This is a genomic window from uncultured Nostoc sp. (assembly GCF_964245445.1).
Lineage (GTDB): Bacteria > Cyanobacteriota > Cyanobacteriia > Cyanobacteriales > Nostocaceae > Nostoc.
Genome location: NZ_CAXTNE010000137.1, coordinates 1 through 17,400, shown reverse-complemented (window position 1 = coordinate 17,400; position 17,400 = coordinate 1). Strand labels below are relative to the sequence as shown.

Below are 17,400 nucleotides of genomic sequence, written 5' to 3'. Positions count from 1 at the left end.
CAGACAATTGACAATCGCCATAGATTATTCTTACCCAAGTCTTCATTGACCAGATTAACTTTTTAGGATCATCAGTTTCATTATGCCCAGTTCCAAAATCTTAGCCCAATCTTTCGACTATTATGGAGTTTACCCCTGCCCAGTCTGTCGGATAGGTAAGATTTCTCACATGCCAATGATGGAAGCTATGGCTTGTGACTTTTGCCAAGAGATTTTTACAGTCAACTTAGAACTAGAGCAAATTAAGATGCCTTCTAGACAACCACCCTTAATTTGGCGTTGGAATGGGTTTAATTGGACAGAAGGCCAGTTGGAAGGTGTGGAATTAGGTTGGGGTTATGGACTAGCAGCAGCAGTTTTTGTAATTCTTCCCACTACTTTAATTGGCATAGTAGCTTACTATTTCCCTGCTAATCTTAAAGAACCCATTACCTGGACACCATATATTTGGACGATATTAACTTTCTTATCACATTTATCAATTATTGTTTGGATTGTAATTGAAATTTATCAGATTCCAGTTGCAGCATATTTGAGAGCGATCGCTCGATGGAGAAATGGGGATATGGGGAGATGAGGGAGAAATCAATTAAAAATTTAAAATTTAGAATTAAAAATTAAAGAACTTCTGCCTCCTGCCTCGTGCCTCCTGCCCAATGCCCCATGATCAATAACAAATAATGCAGCGAATAAATGGCTCCATCACTCATAATTAAGTTGATTGTCCACCAAAATATCGTATGAGCGATCTGGAGCATTACTATAGAGTTTTGGAATTAGAGCCTGGGGCAACACTTGAAGAAGTGAACCAGGCTTACAAAGATTTAGTCTTTGTTTGGCATCCCGATCGCATTCCCAAAGACAATCTCCGTTTACAGCAGAAAGCACAAGACAAGCTGAAAGCCATAAATGAAGCTCGTGAAAAATTGCGCTCTTTAAAAACCAAACATCAAACCACACATCACTCACCGCCACCTCAACAGGAAAAACCATCTCAAACAATCCAGAAACCACACTCACCGCCACCTCAACAGGAAAAACCATCTCAAACAACCCAGAAACCACCAAAGCAAAACTCAGACTTGAGTGGCAAAGATTACAGTCGGGCAAATTTGAGCAATAAAGATTTATCTGGCAGAAATCTGAGTTATGCCAATTTGAGTGGTGCTAATCTCAGCGATACTTTTATGCACAAAGTCAACCTCAGAGGGGCGGATTTATCTGAAGCAAATTTATTTCGGGCAAACCTACTTTTAGCGGATCTTAGGGAGGCGAATTTACGCGCTGCTAATTTGATTGGAGCGGATCTCAGTGGGGCCGACTTGCGAGGAGCCGACTTGACAGGAGCGCGGATTCGTTCTGGTGAGCGCCTTTTAGTTAAACTAGTTGGTACTAACTTAGCAGGGGCGATTATGCCTGATGGTTCAATTTATCAATAGCTGAGGCTGCGCTATGATACAGAAAATATGAATTATTCAAATGAACAAGCATTAAAGCATATTGCTTTTTCAATATGCTTTAATGCTTGCCCAAAACACCAAAATAAATGAGTATAGAAGTTGAGCAACAGATTTACAACTGCTGCAAAATATCGCCTTGACCATTATTAGGCCCACTAAGTATATTAAATGGTGTGCAAATGGCTTTTGCCTGTCCCCGGAATGTTAAAGTAGCACCCCCTTGACTAACAATATTACCGTCTAATAAGTTAGATACCGGATTGAGAAGACCTAAGACCTTTTCTAAGCCGCTCACTCCAAAATTCTGAGTTGTAGAGACAGCTTGCCACCTAAATTCATTTGCACCAGTCCTATTCGGTGTTCTAGGAGCAAAGGTGAAAAGAATCGTATTTCCACCCGGCTCCGTAACAGTCAGCGTGTTGACATTATCGAACTGAAAACAGGCTTGCTCCGTATTGCCTGTACTCAGTAAAGTAATTGTAACATCGTAGCTTTTACCAGCTACCTGTGCTCTTGCCGACGCGGCAAAAATCATCAGTCCTCCAAACAATAAGCTTAATGTAAAGCTGCTGCGTAATAAAGAAGCGTGTAATTTTGAAGCATTCATCTTTTATCTCCTAAATTTTTGATTCAAATTACAACTTTTCCTTTAAGTAAGCTATCCCAAGACTTCTCGGTTAAGCCTATTTTGGGCATTCTAAATAAGAATATTTCAAGGGTTTTAGCCTAGTTTTTTCCTTAGCCGAGCAGTATTAGGAGCTATCCTACTTATCGAGGATATGAGTAATCTGATTGCAAAAGTAGTTACATATCTAATAAGAATATTAGATATATAAATATTATGTACAACCAATATCTACTAACTAGTTTGGATTTTAATATAAGTCTAAAATAATTAATCTAAGTATATACTTACTGCCTGGTTTGGATTTTAATATAAGTCTAAAATAAACAAACTGAGATTTGCTTGCTGAATCTACTGAAATGAGAAAGCAATTTGTAATTTTAATGATCAGCAGTATCCTTCAAGAAGTCGGAAATCTGACCTAGCTTGATCCATCCCTACAACCTGCCTGTAAAATTGAATATGATACATCAAGGCTTTTAGGCACTGTGAACTTTTTTATCGGTTGTGCTGTTTGGGCATATAAAGGTTGGGCGGGCGAACTCTATCCCCAAGGCACTCGCACTGCCGATTTTCTGCATCTCTACAGTCGTCGCTTCACCACTGTAGAAGGTAACACCACCTTTTATGCCGTGCCTAACCAAGAAACTGTAACCCGTTGGGCTGCCGAAACACCAGCAGGTTTTGAATTTTGTTTGAAATTACCGCGAGATATTACCCATCAAGGATTGCTGAAACCTTATATTCCGGCTGCATTAAAATTTCTGGAAGGGATGCGTCCTTTAGGTAAACGTCTTGGCCCAATATTTGCCCAGTTACCACCCAGTTATGCACCTACATTGCTTGACGATTTGACCAACTTTCTGGAAGCTTGGCCACGTACAGAAGCACCCCTAGCGTTGGAAGTTCGGCATCCCGATTGGTTTAGAGAACCCCATGCAAGTAATTTGACGACACTTTTAGAAAGGCTCGGTGTGGGACGGGTATTGTTAGACTCGCGCCCCATTTACACTGGAGATGATGACCCTCAGTTGCAATCGGAACGACGTAAACCCAAATTACCGTTGCAATTGAGTGTCACAGCACCTTTTACTCTGATTCGATTTATTTCGCATCCAAATTTATCAGTGAATCAGCCGTTTATGGAAGAGTGGGTGAGACAGATTCAGCAATGGTTGCAAATGGGAGTGCGAATTTATTTCTTTGTCCATTGTCCAATAGAAGCGCGATCGCCTAGCACAGCCCGTCACTTTCAACAGCTATTGGAACAGAGTCACACACCAGTTCCACCCCTACCTTGGAATAACCTTGAGCATCCCCCCAATCAACTCACTTTATGGTCTTGAAAGGCAGGACGTAAGCAGTAGGGGGAGTAGTCCCACAGAATGAGATTTCTAATTTTTTAACTTTTACAAAATATCTCATGTTTAGTAATTAAAAAAGAGCAATAATTAGTGTTACGATACTTTATTGTTAAAGCTTGATATTCCTTTTTGCTTGCCAAAAGGGGTAATAGTCCTCTTTGTAAAATGGCAATGATGGTTTAGGTGATAATGAATATATTTAACAGAAAAGTATTGATTTTTAATGTAAATGTGATTTAAGGGAATTTTTTTAGAGCAGTTACACCAAAGGAGGTTGAAATGAGTCGTCTTCTTTATGAAAATTCAGTCTCTTACAAAGGATATCTTATTATTCCATTTGTGTTTGGGAAAATTGATAATTACGAGATTTATTCCTATAAATTGCTATCAGAGGTTGGGCACACAAGCCAATTTCATAAAGCAGAAAATCCAGCAGGAATCTATGGAAGTAACCTTAGTAATATCATTGATGTTGCTAAAGAACATATTGATAAAAATTCAGAGTTTGTTAGCCGGAAGGATAATTTTAAGTCTCGTTACATTTACCGAAACAATTTGATAATTATTTCCCAAGAAGGAGACAAATATTTTTATGACCATTATCCACCAGAGTTATTGAATAATATTGCAGCTCCAAAATTATTCCAATCCGAATATGAATGCCTGAGTTGGATTAAGCAAGGGCTTAATGGGGAACATGTGCGGCAAAGAGCTATTTGAAGAAGGCAGTAGTTAGTCCTTAAAACAAGCTTTATTCTGGTTTTAAGAACTAACTTCTGTACCTAACTAAGTTAAAATATGCTATGGATTTTCCATTTGTGCCAGAAGCAGCACGAGCCGAAGTTATTCGCCCCACACGTTGGCAATTAAGTATTTATGCTGCTGCGATCGTTATCTCAATTGCAATTGGTTAACCTTGGTTTTTGCTCTATTGAACTGGGATATTGTAGCTAAATTCGGACGGTTGGTAGTATGAGCGATCGGGGGACATTGAATATTGCTTTCTGACACTCCCCCTACTTCGCATTCTTCATTCCCTATTCCATTTGATTTTTATTTGCTCTAGACTCGACCTTAACGCACCTTTATCAGATCATGAAGAATGATTAAGAAAAACGAGTATAGACAAATATGATAAAAATGCTAGCTGAAAACTTGATTGGAATTGAGACAAGATTACAAATTAATTGGGTTTGGCTAAATGCCAGCTTGCAGTTTGTTAGTTGGGGACTTTTTTCACTTTTACTAGCTGAGGTATTGAGAGACAGCTACCATGCTTTGTGTCACCAAGTCAATTGGCTTGCTAAATGGCACAACAAGCACCACATGGCTTATCGCCGTGATCTATCCATAGTTTCTCTGAAAGTTTACCAAGAATCCCAACTCTATCACGACATTTTAGAATCGAGTCTACTGCTAGTGGTATTGGTAGTCATTGCCTTAATTGTCCAGCAAATGGGGTTATGGCTGGGAGTAGCTTATGGTTGCACCTTCTTGTATGGCGCGTCTGTACGATATTTTCAGGGAAAAATTGATACAGACTACAACCACCTACCCGGCCCTTTAGAGACAATACCATCCATTTGGTGGGTGAATCGGTCTTACCATTGGCGGCATCATTTTGATGATGTCAACGCTTACTACAGTGGTGTCTTTCCTCTAGTGGATAAAATTCTTGGTACAGGACTGTCTCTTAAAGGTAAAACCATCGCTTTAACCGGAGCATCAGGAGCGTTGGGACAAGCATTAGCGGCTGAACTTGTAAAGAATAATGCTAAAGTCGTGGCATTAACGACTAATCCAGAAAAATTAGTAGAGCAAGTTGGGGTGAAAGTGGTTCCTTGGCAGTTGGGTAATGAAGCCAATTTGAGAGATAGTTTAGAGAAAGTAGATATTTTAATTATCAACCACGGAATCAATGTCTACGCCAGCCGCACATCGGAGGCTATCAATACCTCCTATGAAGTAAATACCTTTTCAGCATTGCGGTTGATGGATATATTTTTGACAACCGTAACAGGGCCACAAGCAAAAGCGACGAAGGAAATCTGGGTAAACACTTCTGAGGCTGAGGTTTCTCCAGCACTGAGTCCGCTTTATGAACTCAGCAAGCGATCGCTAGGAGATATTGTTACCCTGAAGCGTTTGGACGGGGATTGTGTAATTCGCAAGTTAATTCTTGGCCCATTTAAGAGTCAACTGAATCCTTATGGAGTGATGTCTGCACAGCAAGTTGCTCGTGCGATCTTGTTTTTCGCTCGGCGAGACTTCCGAAATATCATTGTGGCAATAAATCCTCTCACCTATCTGCTGTTTCCCTTAAAGGAAATTAGTACGTCGCTATACTATCGAGTCTTCAGCCGGACAGCGAAAAGTGAACAGCACTTACGCAAACAATAGCCGAAACCCTTATTTTCAGGTGGGGGCAATTCATCAATTGCTCCTATCGCGTGTAGTTATGCGTAGGCGTAGTCCGCCGCAGGCATCGCTCCGAGTGAGTGCTGATTATTTTAAAGTTAGATTTCGCTGGATTTCATCAACTGTTACGGTTAACATGAGATGTGTCTTTAGGGATATTTCTAGTCTATCAAGTTGATAGATTTAAGTTATAGCAATGGCTATTCCCGATTTAACAGCAGCTTTTATGCTTAATTAAGTAACTGCAAATTCAGTATACTGTCTGATATCGGCTGGTTGAAAGGCAAGAACAATTTGATTTTTAGAAATACCAGCGTTAACAAGTTCGTTGGCTATACCGTATTCTGTACCGTCTCTTTGAATCCAGATTTTGCCGTTGATAATATCAAGATGGACTAAGCAACCATGCACCCGTTGATTATTTTCCCAGCCTAGTGTTAATAGTAGGTAATGGTTAGCGGTTTTGTCTATAATTAGTTGTCTTTCTAGTTCTCCGTAAGCATAGGTAAGTTGGGCGTATTCGATTAATATCTTTTGAATGATTTGGCGATAATTATCTAAGATATCCATTGCAGTATCACTTCTCGTTTTGAGTCGAAGACAAGTAAACAAAGGCGTTGATTTTCTAATAATATTTTACCAATTGGTTCTTGAAATAGTTCTGAATAGGTTTCTTGACGAATACCCAGATACAAGCGGCGGTCGGGTTCTAAGCGAGTGATAATATCGTAATATAAGATATATTGTCCTAAAGCATTTTCTAAGTCGGTGACTGGAGAAGCGCCTATAAAGCTTTTAATTTCTACTGCTATTTTCTCTCCGCTTTTTTCGGCGGCTATAAGTTTTTCTGCACCTAAGTCAATATATAAATCTCTTGTACCCCATTTGAGAAGAAATGGATCTTTGGTAATTTGCCAACTATCTTTTTCCAGGGCATTTCTAACGGCATTATGATAAATGTCTCTAGCTGGCATAGGGGCTAAATTTATAATATATTAACTTGGGAAATTACGGCACTATGAAAAAAATCTTTTGCTGACATACAAACTTACAATAACAGCCTCTATCCTAATACGCTTGGGTTAAGGGCTACTGGCAAAAATTTTGGGTTTTCGAGACGCGATAAATCGCCGTCTCTACAAGTGTTTTGGTCTTATCTGAACTTGTATTGTCCTCTATCCTATTATATCCTCTCTCTGTGCCTCTGTATCTCTACGAGAGAAACACAAAAAAAAGGGATAAGCAAAACGCCTATCCCCAAAAAATCAACTAATCAAAGGATCAAGTACCCGAAGTCCAAGAATTGATGTACTCAATTTGATCGGGTGTTAAGCTATCAATCGTGATACCAATAGCCTGCAACTTCAACCGAGCAATTTCTTGATCGACTTCAACAGGAATTGAGTGCAAACCAGGTTCCAACTTACCCTTATTCTTCACCAGGAATTCACAAGCCAAAGCTTGGTTTGCAAAACTCATATCCATAACTGCGCTAGGGTGTCCTTCAGCCGCAGCTAGGTTAATCAAGCGTCCTTGTCCGAGAACGACAACTGATTTACCATTTTTCAACTTGTACTCTTCAGTGAAAGGACGAACTTCTTTGATTTCCTTAGCTTGTGCAGCCAAGTATTTCAAATCAAGTTCCAAGTCAAAGTGACCAGAGTTACAAACGATCGCACCGTCTTTCATGACATCGAAGTGTTCACCACGAACGACGTGCTTGTTACCAGTTACAGTGACAAAAATATCACCTTGGGGTGCAGCTTCAGCCATTGGCAGGACACGGAAGCCATCCATTACGGCTTCAATTGCCTTGATGGGGTCGATTTCGGTGACGATGACGTTAGCACCCATCCCACGGGCACGGAGGGCTGTACCTTTACCACACCAGCCATAACCGACGACGACAATGTTTTTACCAGCCAACAAAATATTTGTGGCGCGGATAATGCCATCTAGGGTTGATTGCCCAGTACCATAGCGATTATCAAAGAAGTGCTTGGTGTCGGCGTCGTTGACGTTGACTGCGGGGAAGGTAAGAACGCCTTCTCTAAACATGGCGCGTAACCGCACAATACCGGTGGTGGTTTCTTCGGTGGTGCCAATCAAATCAGCAATTTGGTGTTGGCGTTCTTGTACCAAAGTTGCAACTACATCGCTACCGTCATCAATAATGATATTGGGGCGATGATCTAAAGCTATTTGAACGTGGCGGTTATAAGTTGCGTTATCTTCGCCTTTTTGAGCAAAGACGGGAATTTCATGATCGACGACGAGGTTAGCTGCTACGTCATCTTGTGTTGATAAGGGATTGCTAGCAATCAAAAGCGCATCTGCACCACCGGCTTTCAGAGCGATCGCCAAATGTGCTGTTTCTGTTGTAATGTGGGCGCAAGCTACAAGGCGTAAACCAGTGAAGGGTTTCTCAATAGCAAAGCGATCGCGGATTTGCCGCAAAACTGGCATTTCGCGTCCAGCCCATTCAATACGCTGTCTTCCCAAGGCAGCTAGGCCGAGGTCTTTAACCTCGTGCTTTAATCGGGGAGAAGTTGCGGTCATCAAAAGTTACCTCAAAAAATAAAAAAAGCTACGTAAATTTTACGCACTCTACTAGGTTATTCTACGACTGGCGATTTTTGCTTCTAAGAAAAGCAAATTACTAGTCAATAGTCCTCAAAACTAGCTTGACGTTTGATCAGCATAATGTCAACTTCATCCCCAGGTTCTTCCTTTTTGTTTTATCTTTGGAAAAAGTAAGACCTTTTAACCTTTACCTGCTGATTTTAAGTACATCGTCATCTCTCTAGAGATAGAATGCATACAAAAAAACATCAAAATTTTATCATTTTCAGAGAAAACCTTAACTTTAGATAGGTACATCTACCCAAAGTAATTACGCAGGATAGTTGAAATAGTGATTAATAGATTTTACTCAAGGAGGTGTTTGAGTGCGCTTTCAATTTTTGGCGATCGCTAGTTCAATGGCCATAGGCGTTGTATCTGTGCCAAAAGCCACAGCCCAGATTCCTTTTTTACCGCAACTGCAAGCTCCTAGCAGCGTGAGTAATGATTCAGATAACAGAGTTGTTTCAGGCTGGATTTATTTAGATGGTCGTCGGTTATTTCAAATAGCGGCAACAAGAACCAATTTTCCTGAGCGTTCAGAAGACATCCAAAAGAAGTTGGAGAAAATTGGCCAAAATTACTTTCAATCACCAGTGAAAACACCAGTCAAGGTAGAAGTTCGCAAAGTAAACGAATTACCAGTAATTTATGTCAACGATCAATATCTAATGACCGTTACTTCTGAGGATGCGGGACTGCGACAGGTAGATATATCGACATCGGCAAATCAAGTCAAAGAATCGTTAGAAGAAGACTTGCAACAAGCAAAGCAAGAAAGACAAACTCAATCTTTAATTGACCAAGGTAAAATTGCTGCGGGCATTGGACTGGCAATGATTATCATGAGTTGGGGGGTATATACCTGGCAGAGGCGTTCCAGAAAGGATTCAGTACATCCCATTGCCTCCCAACCCCAAAGGGAACTCTTCAACCCCTCAACACCAACAGATCAACCAATTACAACACAACTAAATCAACGGCAACAGCACCATATCCAAGAAGCCAAGAAACGATTGTTTGAGCTAACTCAAGCCGTAATTTGGGGAGGTGGGAGTTTCTTTATCTTGGGTTTATTTCCCTACACGCGAACATTTCAAGTGACGATTCTGACTGCCGCCCAATTTCCTTTACGATTAGGTGTTGTGCTACTAGTAACTTATGTAACTATTCGTCTCAGCTATGCTCTGATTGACCGCTTCGCCTCCACTCTGATCAGCAGTGGTGCTTTATTGACTCCAGAGAGTTCTGAACGGCTGCAAGTGCGAGTTTCCACATTTTCTGGCGTGACTAAAAGCATTGCTACTGGTATCTGCATAGGAGTAGGCTTCTTACTAGCGCTGGTGTCATTGGGGATAGATATCGTTCCCTTGCTAGCGGGTGCAAGTTTAGTTGGTGTTGCGGTGTCTCTAGCTTCGCAAAACTTAATTAAAGATGCGATTAACGGTTTTTTGATCATTCTAGAAGACCAGTACGCTTTAGGCGATGTGATTACTGTGGGAGACGTGGGAGGCTTAGTAGAAAATCTGAATCTGCGGATGACCCAACTACGGGATTCGGAAGGGCGCTTGATCACGATTCCCAATGGTGAAATTAAAGTTGTTGCCAATCTTTCTAGTCGTTGGTCACGAGCCGATTTAACAATCCCCATCGCTTACCAAGCCGATACAGAAAAGGCTTTGAAGTTGATTGAAACTATTGGTTTGGAGATGAATCAAGAAATCCAATGGCAGCCTCAAATTTTGGAACCGCCGCAAGTTTTGGGAATAGATCAATTTGGCGATCGCGGTTTGATTATTCGCGTCTGGATTAAAACACAGCCCCTCAAACAATGGGATGTAGCACGAGAGTTTCGCCGCCGCCTAAAAGTTGCCCTAGACCAAGCTGGAATTTCCATTTCTGTGCCTCAACAAGCAATTTGGGTCAATGATGAGCAATCGTTAAATTTTCAGGGTAATGGCAAAGCTAATTAGAAACAGGGCTTACGTACTCAAAACCTGAAACCTCGTTCGCGTAGCGTGCGCGAAGCACACTCCCCCCTAACTAAAAAGGGAGGAGCTTTTATGGGTAAGTTTTATAGAAATTTGATCAAAACAATGGCATTGTCAGTCAAAACAATCGCATTGTCAGTCAAAACAATGGCATTGTCGGTCGATACAATGGCATTGTTAGTCGATGCATTGGCATTGTCAGTCGATACAATGGCATTGTTAGTCGATGCATTGGCATTGTCGGTCGATACAATGGCATTGTCAGTCGATGCATTGGCATTGTAGGTCAAAGTGTGGGGCAGCTTTAGTAGAAAACTTGTGTGTATACCGTAGATGCAAAGCAGGGGGACAAGGGAATAACCCATGCCCCATGCTCAATCCCCAATATCTAACACTAAGCCTTAATAATCCTTATATTAATAAAAAGCTACTACCTCACTAACAAGTCTTGAATTCCCTAATTTATGTTTGTCAATACCTTCATCAGACGTCCAGTACTGACGACGGTCTGCACGTTCATCATTTTGCTGCTGGGAAGCATCTGTATTCCGATACTTCCCATTTCTCAGCTACCAGACCTCGCCCCAGTGCAAATCACCGTTACCTCCAATAATATTGGTGCGGATGCTCAAACAACAGAAAGCACTGTTACCAACATCATTGAGCGACAAATTAATGGTGTCAAAGATGTATCTTATATCTCTTCTAATACGGGTAATGATGGTTCTAGCAATATAACTGTCTCCTTCCCAACTGATGTCAATAGCGATATTGCTCAAGTAAACGTTCAAAATAAAGAAGGACTTGCTTCACCTCAATTGCCAGATACTGTTCAACGAACAGGTGTCACCGTTGAAACGGCATCAAGCAGTCTCCTTCTTGTTTATGGGTTTTACTCAGAGAACAATGAGTATGACAACATTTTTATCAGCAACTATGTCGATTTATATATTCTTGATCAGATCAAACGGTTGCCGGGTGTAGGAAAAGCCACAATTTTTGGGGAGCGCAAATATGCTATGCGTCTTTGGCTTGATCCCAATAAGCTTGCCCAACATCAACTAACTCCTCAAGATGTGACAACTGCCCTGCAAGAACAAAATATTCAGGTGGGTGCAGGGGCAATTGGTAAGGAACCAGCACCAGATAATCAAAGCTTTGAATTTGCTTTACGGGCAACCAGTCGTTTTAAAGATGCGGCTGAATTTGAGGATATGGTGCTGAAGGTGAGTCAAGGTGGCACTAATAGCACTACTAATAGTACCAGCACCACTAATAGCAGCAGTAATAGCACCCGCAATAGCACCCTAGTTAAGCTCAGAGATATCGGTCGAGTTGAACTGGGAGCAGAGAACTATCTGGCTGATGCCAAATTCACCATCCCAGGAAATGCTCCCAAGCCAGCAGTGGGTTTGGGGATATATCAACTTCCCGGTAGTAATGCTTTGGACGTTGCCCATGCAGTTGAAAACCAGATCGAAATACTAAAGAAGAGTTTTCCACCTGGACTAAAAGGACAGGTGGCATTTGATACCACTCCATTTGTAGAAATTTCTTTAGAAGAAGTTCTACATACTCTGGTTGAAGCTATTATTCTGGTGGTCTTGGTAATTTTTGTCTTTTTACAAGACTGGCGTACCACGATCATTCCCACTGTGGCGATCCCCGTTTCCCTGGTTGGAACTTGTGCGGCTCTTTTGGTTTTGGGATTTCAGATTAATACACTGACTTTGTTTGGTTTTGTCCTGGCCATCGGTCTTGTTGTCGATGATGCCATTATTGTGGTGGAGGCAGTTGCAGTCAAACTGGAGCAGGGCTTGAGACCCTTGGAGGCTGCGATGGAAGCCATGAAAGAGTTAACTGGAGCAATCATTGCCACTTCACTTGTACTTATGGCGGTATTCATTCCAGTTACATTCATTCCGGGCACAACTGGGATTGTCTACAAACAATTTGGGTTAACCGTTGCTTGCTCTATTGCCATTTCGACCTTCAATGCTTTAACTTTCTCTCCAAGTATGGCAGCCATCCTCATGCGCCCTGCTCAGACTCCACGGGGCCCTTTGGGGTGGTTTTTTAGGCAGTTTAATCGGGGATTTAGCTGGTTTACGCGCCGCTATGTCAGGTTTGTTAGCTACCTTACCCATATCAAGCCGATTGTAATTGGGGTTTTCATCACTGGTTTAGTAGCAACGGCTTTGATGTACAAAGCAGTACCTACTGGGTTTATTCCAGAGGAAGATCAGGGTTACTTCTTTGTAATTGTCCAAGGGCCTGATGGGGTTTCTTTGAAATACACCGAATCTGTGATGGATCGGGTTGTTAAAGAAGTAACATCGCTTCCCGAAGTTCAAGCTAGTTTTATGATCAGTGGCTTTGGTTTCGATGGCAATGCTTCTAATTTAGGCATTGCCTTTGCTAACCTGAAATCCTGGAAAGATAGACCTAAAGAATCTGAGTCTGTCTATGGAATACTTCAGAGGATAAACAAAAAGCTCTCTGCAATTACAGATGCTAGAGCGATCGCTGTGAATGCTCCTCCGGTGAGAGGATTAAGTACTACAGGTGGTTTTGAGTTTATCATTCAAGATAAAACCGGAAGTGCGCCGATTCAAACCTTGATTGATACCGCTCAAAAGTTCATTGGGGCGGCGAATAAAAACCCTGCTCTCCAAAGAGTTTTCACTCAGTTCACCGCAGACACTCCTCAATTTGACATCCAAGTGAACCGTAACCAAGCCAAAGCTCTCAACGTCGAACTCAACGATATTTTTGGAACGTTGCAAAGTTACTTGGGGTCGCAATATGTAAATGACTTTGTGCAGGGACAGCGACAGTATCGAGTATATGTCCAAGCAGATGGGGTTTTCCGCTCTAATCCAGATGATATTGGCAAGCTGTATGTTCGCTCTGCAAGTGGGGCGATGATTCCATTGAGCAATCTGGTGAAAGTTACTCCCTTTGTGGGACCGAAAACCATCTCCCATTACAACTTGTACAGGTCAATCAAAGTCCAGGGCGCTCCGGCTCCTGGTGCTAGTTCTGGACAGGCGATTAAAGCAATGGAGCAACTAGCAACAGAAATGTTACCTCAAGGGTTTGGTTATGAGTGGACAGGGACTTATCTCCAGGAAAAGACATCTGGGGGATCTACGGGCTTGATTTTTGCCTTCGCCTTCATTATTGTCTTTCTGGTGCTGTCAGCTCAGTATGAAAGCTACATTGACCCGATCATTATTTTGCTGACAGTTCCCTTGGCAGTTTTGGGAGCGATGACAGCGATTTGGCTACGTTCCAATATTTTCATGGCAAGTAGCCTTTTCCCCAAAGTAGTGGATGATATCTATTGCCAAGTAGGTCTGGTGACTTTGATTGGTCTAGCCGCCAAGAACGCGATTTTGGTTGTGGAATTTGCCAATCAACTGCATGAGCAGGGCATGAGCTACACGCGGGCGGCGGTAAAAGCGGGGGAAGAACGTCTGCGACCGATCTTAATGACTTCCTTTGCCGCGCTGTTAGGATTTTTGCCCTTGGTGATCTCTCAGGGGGCTGGAGCCAGCAGCCGTTGGTCTTTAGGAACAGCGCTGTTTGGGGGGCTGATGCTTTCAACGTTCTTGAGTTTATTCTTAGTGCCAATTTTGTATATTTTGGTTAAGAGCTTGGCCCAGGCTGTATTTTATCAGAAGCGATCAGGTGGCTCAAAACCTCCAGATTCTCCAAATGGAACTTCAGGATCTGAACACAGAGTTTTGCCTGCTGGCTCAAGTCAGCCAGAGACACAGTTCAGGTCTCAGCAGGATGGGATAACCTGATTGCCCTTAAGTCTATCCCCTTAAAAAGGGACTTTAAGAGACTCTTAGCCCCCCAAGTTATCGGGGGGTTGGGGGTATTTAAGACATTGAAAAAACGCACTATGGAGATGAGATCAACCAAAGAAAACTAGCCTTGGCTAGCTTTTAGCTTAAATTGACACCAATGGACTTCTATTGCCTCCTACAAAAAGGCTATATTCCTTATGTCCATAACATCATGTCCATAACATCCTCTAACTCTGATACCATTTTCTGTAATTTCCTGCTTGCTAAAAAAATTAGTCGAATAGAAATTAAGTACTTAGATAAGGAAAAGTGAAATGGGACTTACTGAGGGACTTTTGAACCCGACCAAAAAGGCTATGGTCATAAATGACTGTTGCAACATGATAGAAGGACAGCTTGCATCCAAGTCAGGCATGAGCGGCATCGCTTTAAAAACTGCCTTCGCCGCCCTGAAAGGGGTTAAGCCAGGCTATATCCCCTACGTCGTTGAGCAGATCCTGCCGCAGTGCTTCACAGCACTTGATCCCATCTGGAGTGAAGGCGTACAGAAAGGCAATCCAATTGAATACCTGAATGCGAATCGCTCTCAGACGGCAGACGCGCTACTCGGTGTCACCGATGCTAGAGTCAAGAACGCCAAGCGCCAAATCGTGCGAGGAACCTATGAAAAATTTCGCGGTTCAGCCAAAAAGCACGTAGAAGAAGCAGTGCCAGACTTAGCTAAAGTAATCGATAACTACACTAAGTCCTGAGCCAGAAGGGAAGAATCACAACAAACGTATGCCACCGTTCGATGCGTCGGTGGCTGGCATACGGGGAAAAGATTACACTTGTAGGGCCAAGGTGTCCAGGGTCTTAGAGATGTTATATCTGCTAAATTTCCTGATATTTACCGAGTCAGCTTGAAAGAGCAAATAATCAGAAACTATCTGAATTATTGTTTGAATTAACTTTCTATTTATGAAAAAAGTTACTGTTTATCGATACCGCACTTATGGACTAATTGGGTTAATATCCTTAACCGCCGTATTAAGTACAAATACATCTGCCCTAACACAGTTGGCGGACGATTCCCCAATTGGGCAAACTCCCATCCCTGCTTCTAACTTAATCTGGCCAACTCAAGGGTTTATTTCTCAAGGCTTCCGCAAATATCAACATGAAGGAATTGATATTGCAGGGGCATCTGGAACTCCTATTGTTGCTGCTGCATCTGGTACAGTCATCAAAGCAGGTTGGGATAATTGGGGATTAGGCAATGCTATAACTATTAAACATCTTGACGGCAGTATCACTGTTTATGGTCACAATCGCCGTTTGTTGGTGAGCAAAGATCAACAGGTCATTCAAGGTCAAATTATTGCTGAGATGGGATCTACAGGCAATAGTACAGCGCCTCATCTGCACTTTGAAGTTCATCCAAATGGTCGAATAGCAGTTGACCCCCTTCGTCTGTTAACATCCTTAACTGCAAGTGTTGCTTCTGCTTCTAAAGTTCAGCAAGTGGATAACCTGAACCGTCCAGTCTCGACACCCCCAGGAGCAAAGCAAGTTTCACCTTCACAGCCAATTCCAATAGGTTTTGCACCTGCTAGCACTGACACTAAATGCAATGGAGTTACCATGATTGAGGGTGAGACTGCAAGTATTCGTGTAAAAGTCTGTGAAGAAAATGGTCAGTTATTTTATATTGGGCAGTTGAAACAAGAGCCTACTAAGCCTATAAAAATCGCAGCTTTAAATATTGGCAAAGGCAGATATCGAGCAGATAATGGTAGTTTTTATTATTTAGTCAGTCCTGAAAAAGTGGAAGTTTGGCGAAATGGTACTCAGATGCGTTCTGATAGATTTTATAATTTAACAAAATCGCCATAATGCAATTAATAGAGGATACGGTAAGCAGTGCGTTTCAATTTCTAATAGGGATTTTAGTTGATTGGAATAGGAAAAAGGATTTTACCTCAAGTGAACCATTTTAATGCAAATGTTTCAATCCCCAATAGGGATTTTAGTTGATTGCAATGCGATCGCCCAAGTGGAGGTACTAAAACTCAAAGTTTCAATCCCTAATAGGGATTTTAGTTGATTGCAAGCGGAATTCTGGTACAACAGGGGCAGCAGATGAGTTCATTATCCATGAGCTTAGTACAGACTTTCTTTCATTTCTAGCGAACACAATTGCCACCCATCAAACCTCTGCATTTCACTTTTAACCCTCAATTCGTTATAAAACTTAAAATTTTTCCTTAGCAGCTAACATCTGTAAAATCTTTTCTACATGATCCAACTCTCCAACGATTCGCCGAATTGGATGCGGCCAAACTTTGACAAGGGTAGGGGTTGCAGAAACCTGATTGAGTTCTGCTTGTTCTGGATGAGTTAAAACATCAATCACTTTCAAAGTATAAGGATGTCCCAGCGATCGCTCCAACAATTGGTGTAAATTTTGCAAAATGCGTTCAGTGGTACTACTATGTCCGGCAACAAACAATCGCAGAACATAGCCTTGTGTGATGGCTTCCTTTTTTTGTACTATTACTGGTTGGTGGTATTTTGGCACAGGTTCAGAAAGGTCTAAACGAACAATTAAGTCGTGATCCTCCCAAAGCTGCGGGAATGAGGATCGATAAGTTGTTAATACCATGCGATCGCACAACCCCTCTTGCCAAGGAGCTGCTTGCCATACTAACTCCCCTGTGGCAAAAATCGCATTAAGCAAAGCTTGATGTCTAATTACAGCCGGATAAGCTTCAGCAAAAGTACGCACTTTTTGAGTGCGTGGATCTAACCAGTGGTCAATAGTTGCAGTATAACAAGGCACTAAAAAGTGCGGTGGCTCTGGTAAATCTAGGATTTCTTGCAAAGCCGAACACAAATGCAAATGCCATCGACCTTGCTTGCTAGGGTCGATGCAGTAAATTAAATCTCCTCCAGGTGTAAATAGGGCTATGCCTTTAAACAACTGGGGTGTAGATAGTTTGTTTGTCGTCAAGTTATTCACAGAGGCTAGGAAGCTAAAAGTAAAACATTCTCTCTTTTACCTTTTACCTTAGCTATAACCGCAACCAGGATGACAAAGATATTTGGGAGTGGGGAGTGGGG

15 protein-coding genes are annotated in these 17,400 nt (G+C 41.9%); 10 read left to right on the top strand and 5 right to left on the bottom strand.

The genetic code is table 11. From position 1 onward, the window contains the following. The first annotated feature begins 82 nt into the window (after window positions 1–82). Both ACFE90_RS21665 and ACFE90_RS21660 read left to right on the top strand, forming a co-directional pair. Window positions 83–577, top strand: coding sequence for a hypothetical protein (locus tag ACFE90_RS21665; protein WP_375504167.1), 495 nt, complete (start codon window positions 83–85; stop codon window positions 575–577). A gap of 163 nt (window positions 578–740) precedes the next feature. Beyond that, window positions 741–1,439: a pentapeptide repeat-containing protein gene (locus ACFE90_RS21660; protein WP_375504165.1), complete on the top strand. Its 699-nt coding sequence runs from the start codon at window positions 741–743 to the stop codon at window positions 1,437–1,439. A gap of 133 nt (window positions 1,440–1,572) precedes the next feature. Here the strand turns inward: ACFE90_RS21660 and ACFE90_RS21655 are convergent, their stop codons facing one another. Next, window positions 1,573–2,067, bottom strand: a complete 495-nt coding sequence (locus tag ACFE90_RS21655; protein WP_375504163.1) for a hypothetical protein — start codon at window positions 2,065–2,067, stop codon at window positions 1,573–1,575. A gap of 506 nt (window positions 2,068–2,573) precedes the next feature. Here ACFE90_RS21655 and ACFE90_RS21650 point away from each other — a divergent pair. From ACFE90_RS21650 to ACFE90_RS21640, 3 genes are all read left to right on the top strand, one after another. After that, window positions 2,574–3,431 carry a DUF72 domain-containing protein gene (locus ACFE90_RS21650; protein ID WP_375504161.1) on the top strand — a complete coding sequence of 286 codons (858 nt, stop codon included), beginning with the start codon at window positions 2,574–2,576 and terminating at the stop codon, window positions 3,429–3,431. Between the two features lie 297 nt (window positions 3,432–3,728). Beyond that, complete coding sequence (locus ACFE90_RS21645) at window positions 3,729–4,169, top strand: hypothetical protein (RefSeq protein WP_375504159.1); 441 nt, start codon at window positions 3,729–3,731, stop codon at window positions 4,167–4,169. A gap of 411 nt (window positions 4,170–4,580) precedes the next feature. After that, window positions 4,581–5,849: a bifunctional sterol desaturase/short chain dehydrogenase gene (locus ACFE90_RS21640; RefSeq protein WP_375504157.1), complete on the top strand. Its 1,269-nt coding sequence runs from the start codon at window positions 4,581–4,583 to the stop codon at window positions 5,847–5,849. 252 nt (window positions 5,850–6,101) lie between these two features. On the opposite strand, the gene ACFE90_RS21635 is transcribed toward ACFE90_RS21640, so the two are convergent. The 3 genes from ACFE90_RS21635 to ahcY form a co-directional block, all read right to left on the bottom strand. Further along, a complete protein-coding gene (locus ACFE90_RS21635) occupies window positions 6,102–6,437 on the bottom strand; it encodes a XisI protein (protein WP_375504155.1) in 336 nt (111 codons plus the stop codon). Continuing rightward, the gene (locus ACFE90_RS21630) at window positions 6,425–6,841 is read right to left on the bottom strand and encodes an element excision factor XisH family protein (RefSeq protein WP_375504153.1); all 417 of its coding nucleotides are present in this window, start codon (window positions 6,839–6,841) and stop codon (window positions 6,425–6,427) included. The genes ACFE90_RS21635 and ACFE90_RS21630 overlap by 13 nt, the downstream gene beginning before the upstream one ends. A gap of 307 nt (window positions 6,842–7,148) precedes the next feature. Then, a complete protein-coding gene (gene ahcY / locus ACFE90_RS21625) occupies window positions 7,149–8,426 on the bottom strand; it encodes an adenosylhomocysteinase (RefSeq protein WP_375504151.1) in 1,278 nt (425 codons plus the stop codon). A 389-nt stretch (window positions 8,427–8,815) separates the two neighbouring features. Here ahcY and ACFE90_RS21620 point away from each other — a divergent pair, with 389 nt between their 5' ends. The 5 genes from ACFE90_RS21620 (at window position 8,816) to ACFE90_RS21600 (ending at window position 16,173) form a co-directional block, all read left to right on the top strand. Beyond that, window positions 8,816–10,462, top strand: coding sequence for a mechanosensitive ion channel family protein (locus ACFE90_RS21620; protein ID WP_375504149.1), 1,647 nt, complete (start codon window positions 8,816–8,818; stop codon window positions 10,460–10,462). A 90-nt stretch (window positions 10,463–10,552) separates the two neighbouring features. Beyond that, window positions 10,553–10,765 carry a hypothetical protein gene (locus ACFE90_RS21615; RefSeq protein WP_375504147.1) on the top strand — a complete coding sequence of 71 codons (213 nt, stop codon included), beginning with the start codon at window positions 10,553–10,555 and terminating at the stop codon, window positions 10,763–10,765. Window positions 10,766–10,944: 179 nt separating this feature from the next. After that, on the top strand, window positions 10,945–14,292 hold the full coding sequence (locus tag ACFE90_RS21610) for an efflux RND transporter permease subunit (RefSeq protein ID WP_375504145.1): 3,348 nt from the start codon (window positions 10,945–10,947) through the stop codon (window positions 14,290–14,292). 320 nt (window positions 14,293–14,612) lie between these two features. Next, window positions 14,613–15,050, top strand: a complete 438-nt coding sequence (locus ACFE90_RS21605; protein ID WP_375504143.1) for a DUF6918 family protein — start codon at window positions 14,613–14,615, stop codon at window positions 15,048–15,050. Window positions 15,051–15,258: 208 nt separating this feature from the next. Continuing rightward, entirely contained in the window at window positions 15,259–16,173 is a 915-nt protein-coding gene (locus ACFE90_RS21600; RefSeq protein WP_375504141.1) for a M23 family metallopeptidase, read from the top strand. 358 nt (window positions 16,174–16,531) lie between these two features. Here ACFE90_RS21600 and ACFE90_RS21595 read toward each other — a convergent pair whose 3' ends face one another. After that, window positions 16,532–17,299 (bottom strand): circadian clock KaiB family protein, encoded by a 768-nt coding sequence (locus tag ACFE90_RS21595; RefSeq protein ID WP_375504139.1) that lies wholly within the window; start codon window positions 17,297–17,299, stop codon window positions 16,532–16,534. Window positions 17,300–17,400 lie beyond the last annotated feature (101 nt).

What these genes read in the sequence shown, in the direction of transcription:
- ACFE90_RS21665 (WP_375504167.1), top strand. Translation starts at nt 83, where the DNA reads ATGCCCAGTTCCAAAATCTTAGCCCAATCTTTCGACTATTATGGAGTT.
- ACFE90_RS21660 (WP_375504165.1), top strand. Translation starts at nt 741, where the DNA reads ATGAGCGATCTGGAGCATTACTATAGAGTTTTGGAATTAGAGCCTGGG.
- ACFE90_RS21655 (WP_375504163.1), bottom strand. Translation starts at nt 2,067, where the DNA reads ATGAATGCTTCAAAATTACACGCTTCTTTATTACGCAGCAGCTTTACA.
- ACFE90_RS21645 (WP_375504159.1), top strand. Translation starts at nt 3,729, where the DNA reads ATGAGTCGTCTTCTTTATGAAAATTCAGTCTCTTACAAAGGATATCTT.
- ACFE90_RS21640 (WP_375504157.1), top strand. Translation starts at nt 4,581, where the DNA reads ATGATAAAAATGCTAGCTGAAAACTTGATTGGAATTGAGACAAGATTA.
- ACFE90_RS21635 (WP_375504155.1), bottom strand. Translation starts at nt 6,437, where the DNA reads ATGGATATCTTAGATAATTATCGCCAAATCATTCAAAAGATATTAATC.
- ACFE90_RS21630 (WP_375504153.1), bottom strand. Translation starts at nt 6,841, where the DNA reads ATGCCAGCTAGAGACATTTATCATAATGCCGTTAGAAATGCCCTGGAA.
- ahcY (WP_375504151.1), bottom strand. Translation starts at nt 8,426, where the DNA reads ATGACCGCAACTTCTCCCCGATTAAAGCACGAGGTTAAAGACCTCGGC.
- ACFE90_RS21615 (WP_375504147.1), top strand. Translation starts at nt 10,553, where the DNA reads ATGGGTAAGTTTTATAGAAATTTGATCAAAACAATGGCATTGTCAGTC.
- ACFE90_RS21610 (WP_375504145.1), top strand. Translation starts at nt 10,945, where the DNA reads ATGTTTGTCAATACCTTCATCAGACGTCCAGTACTGACGACGGTCTGC.
- ACFE90_RS21605 (WP_375504143.1), top strand. Translation starts at nt 14,613, where the DNA reads ATGGGACTTACTGAGGGACTTTTGAACCCGACCAAAAAGGCTATGGTC.
- ACFE90_RS21600 (WP_375504141.1), top strand. Translation starts at nt 15,259, where the DNA reads ATGAAAAAAGTTACTGTTTATCGATACCGCACTTATGGACTAATTGGG.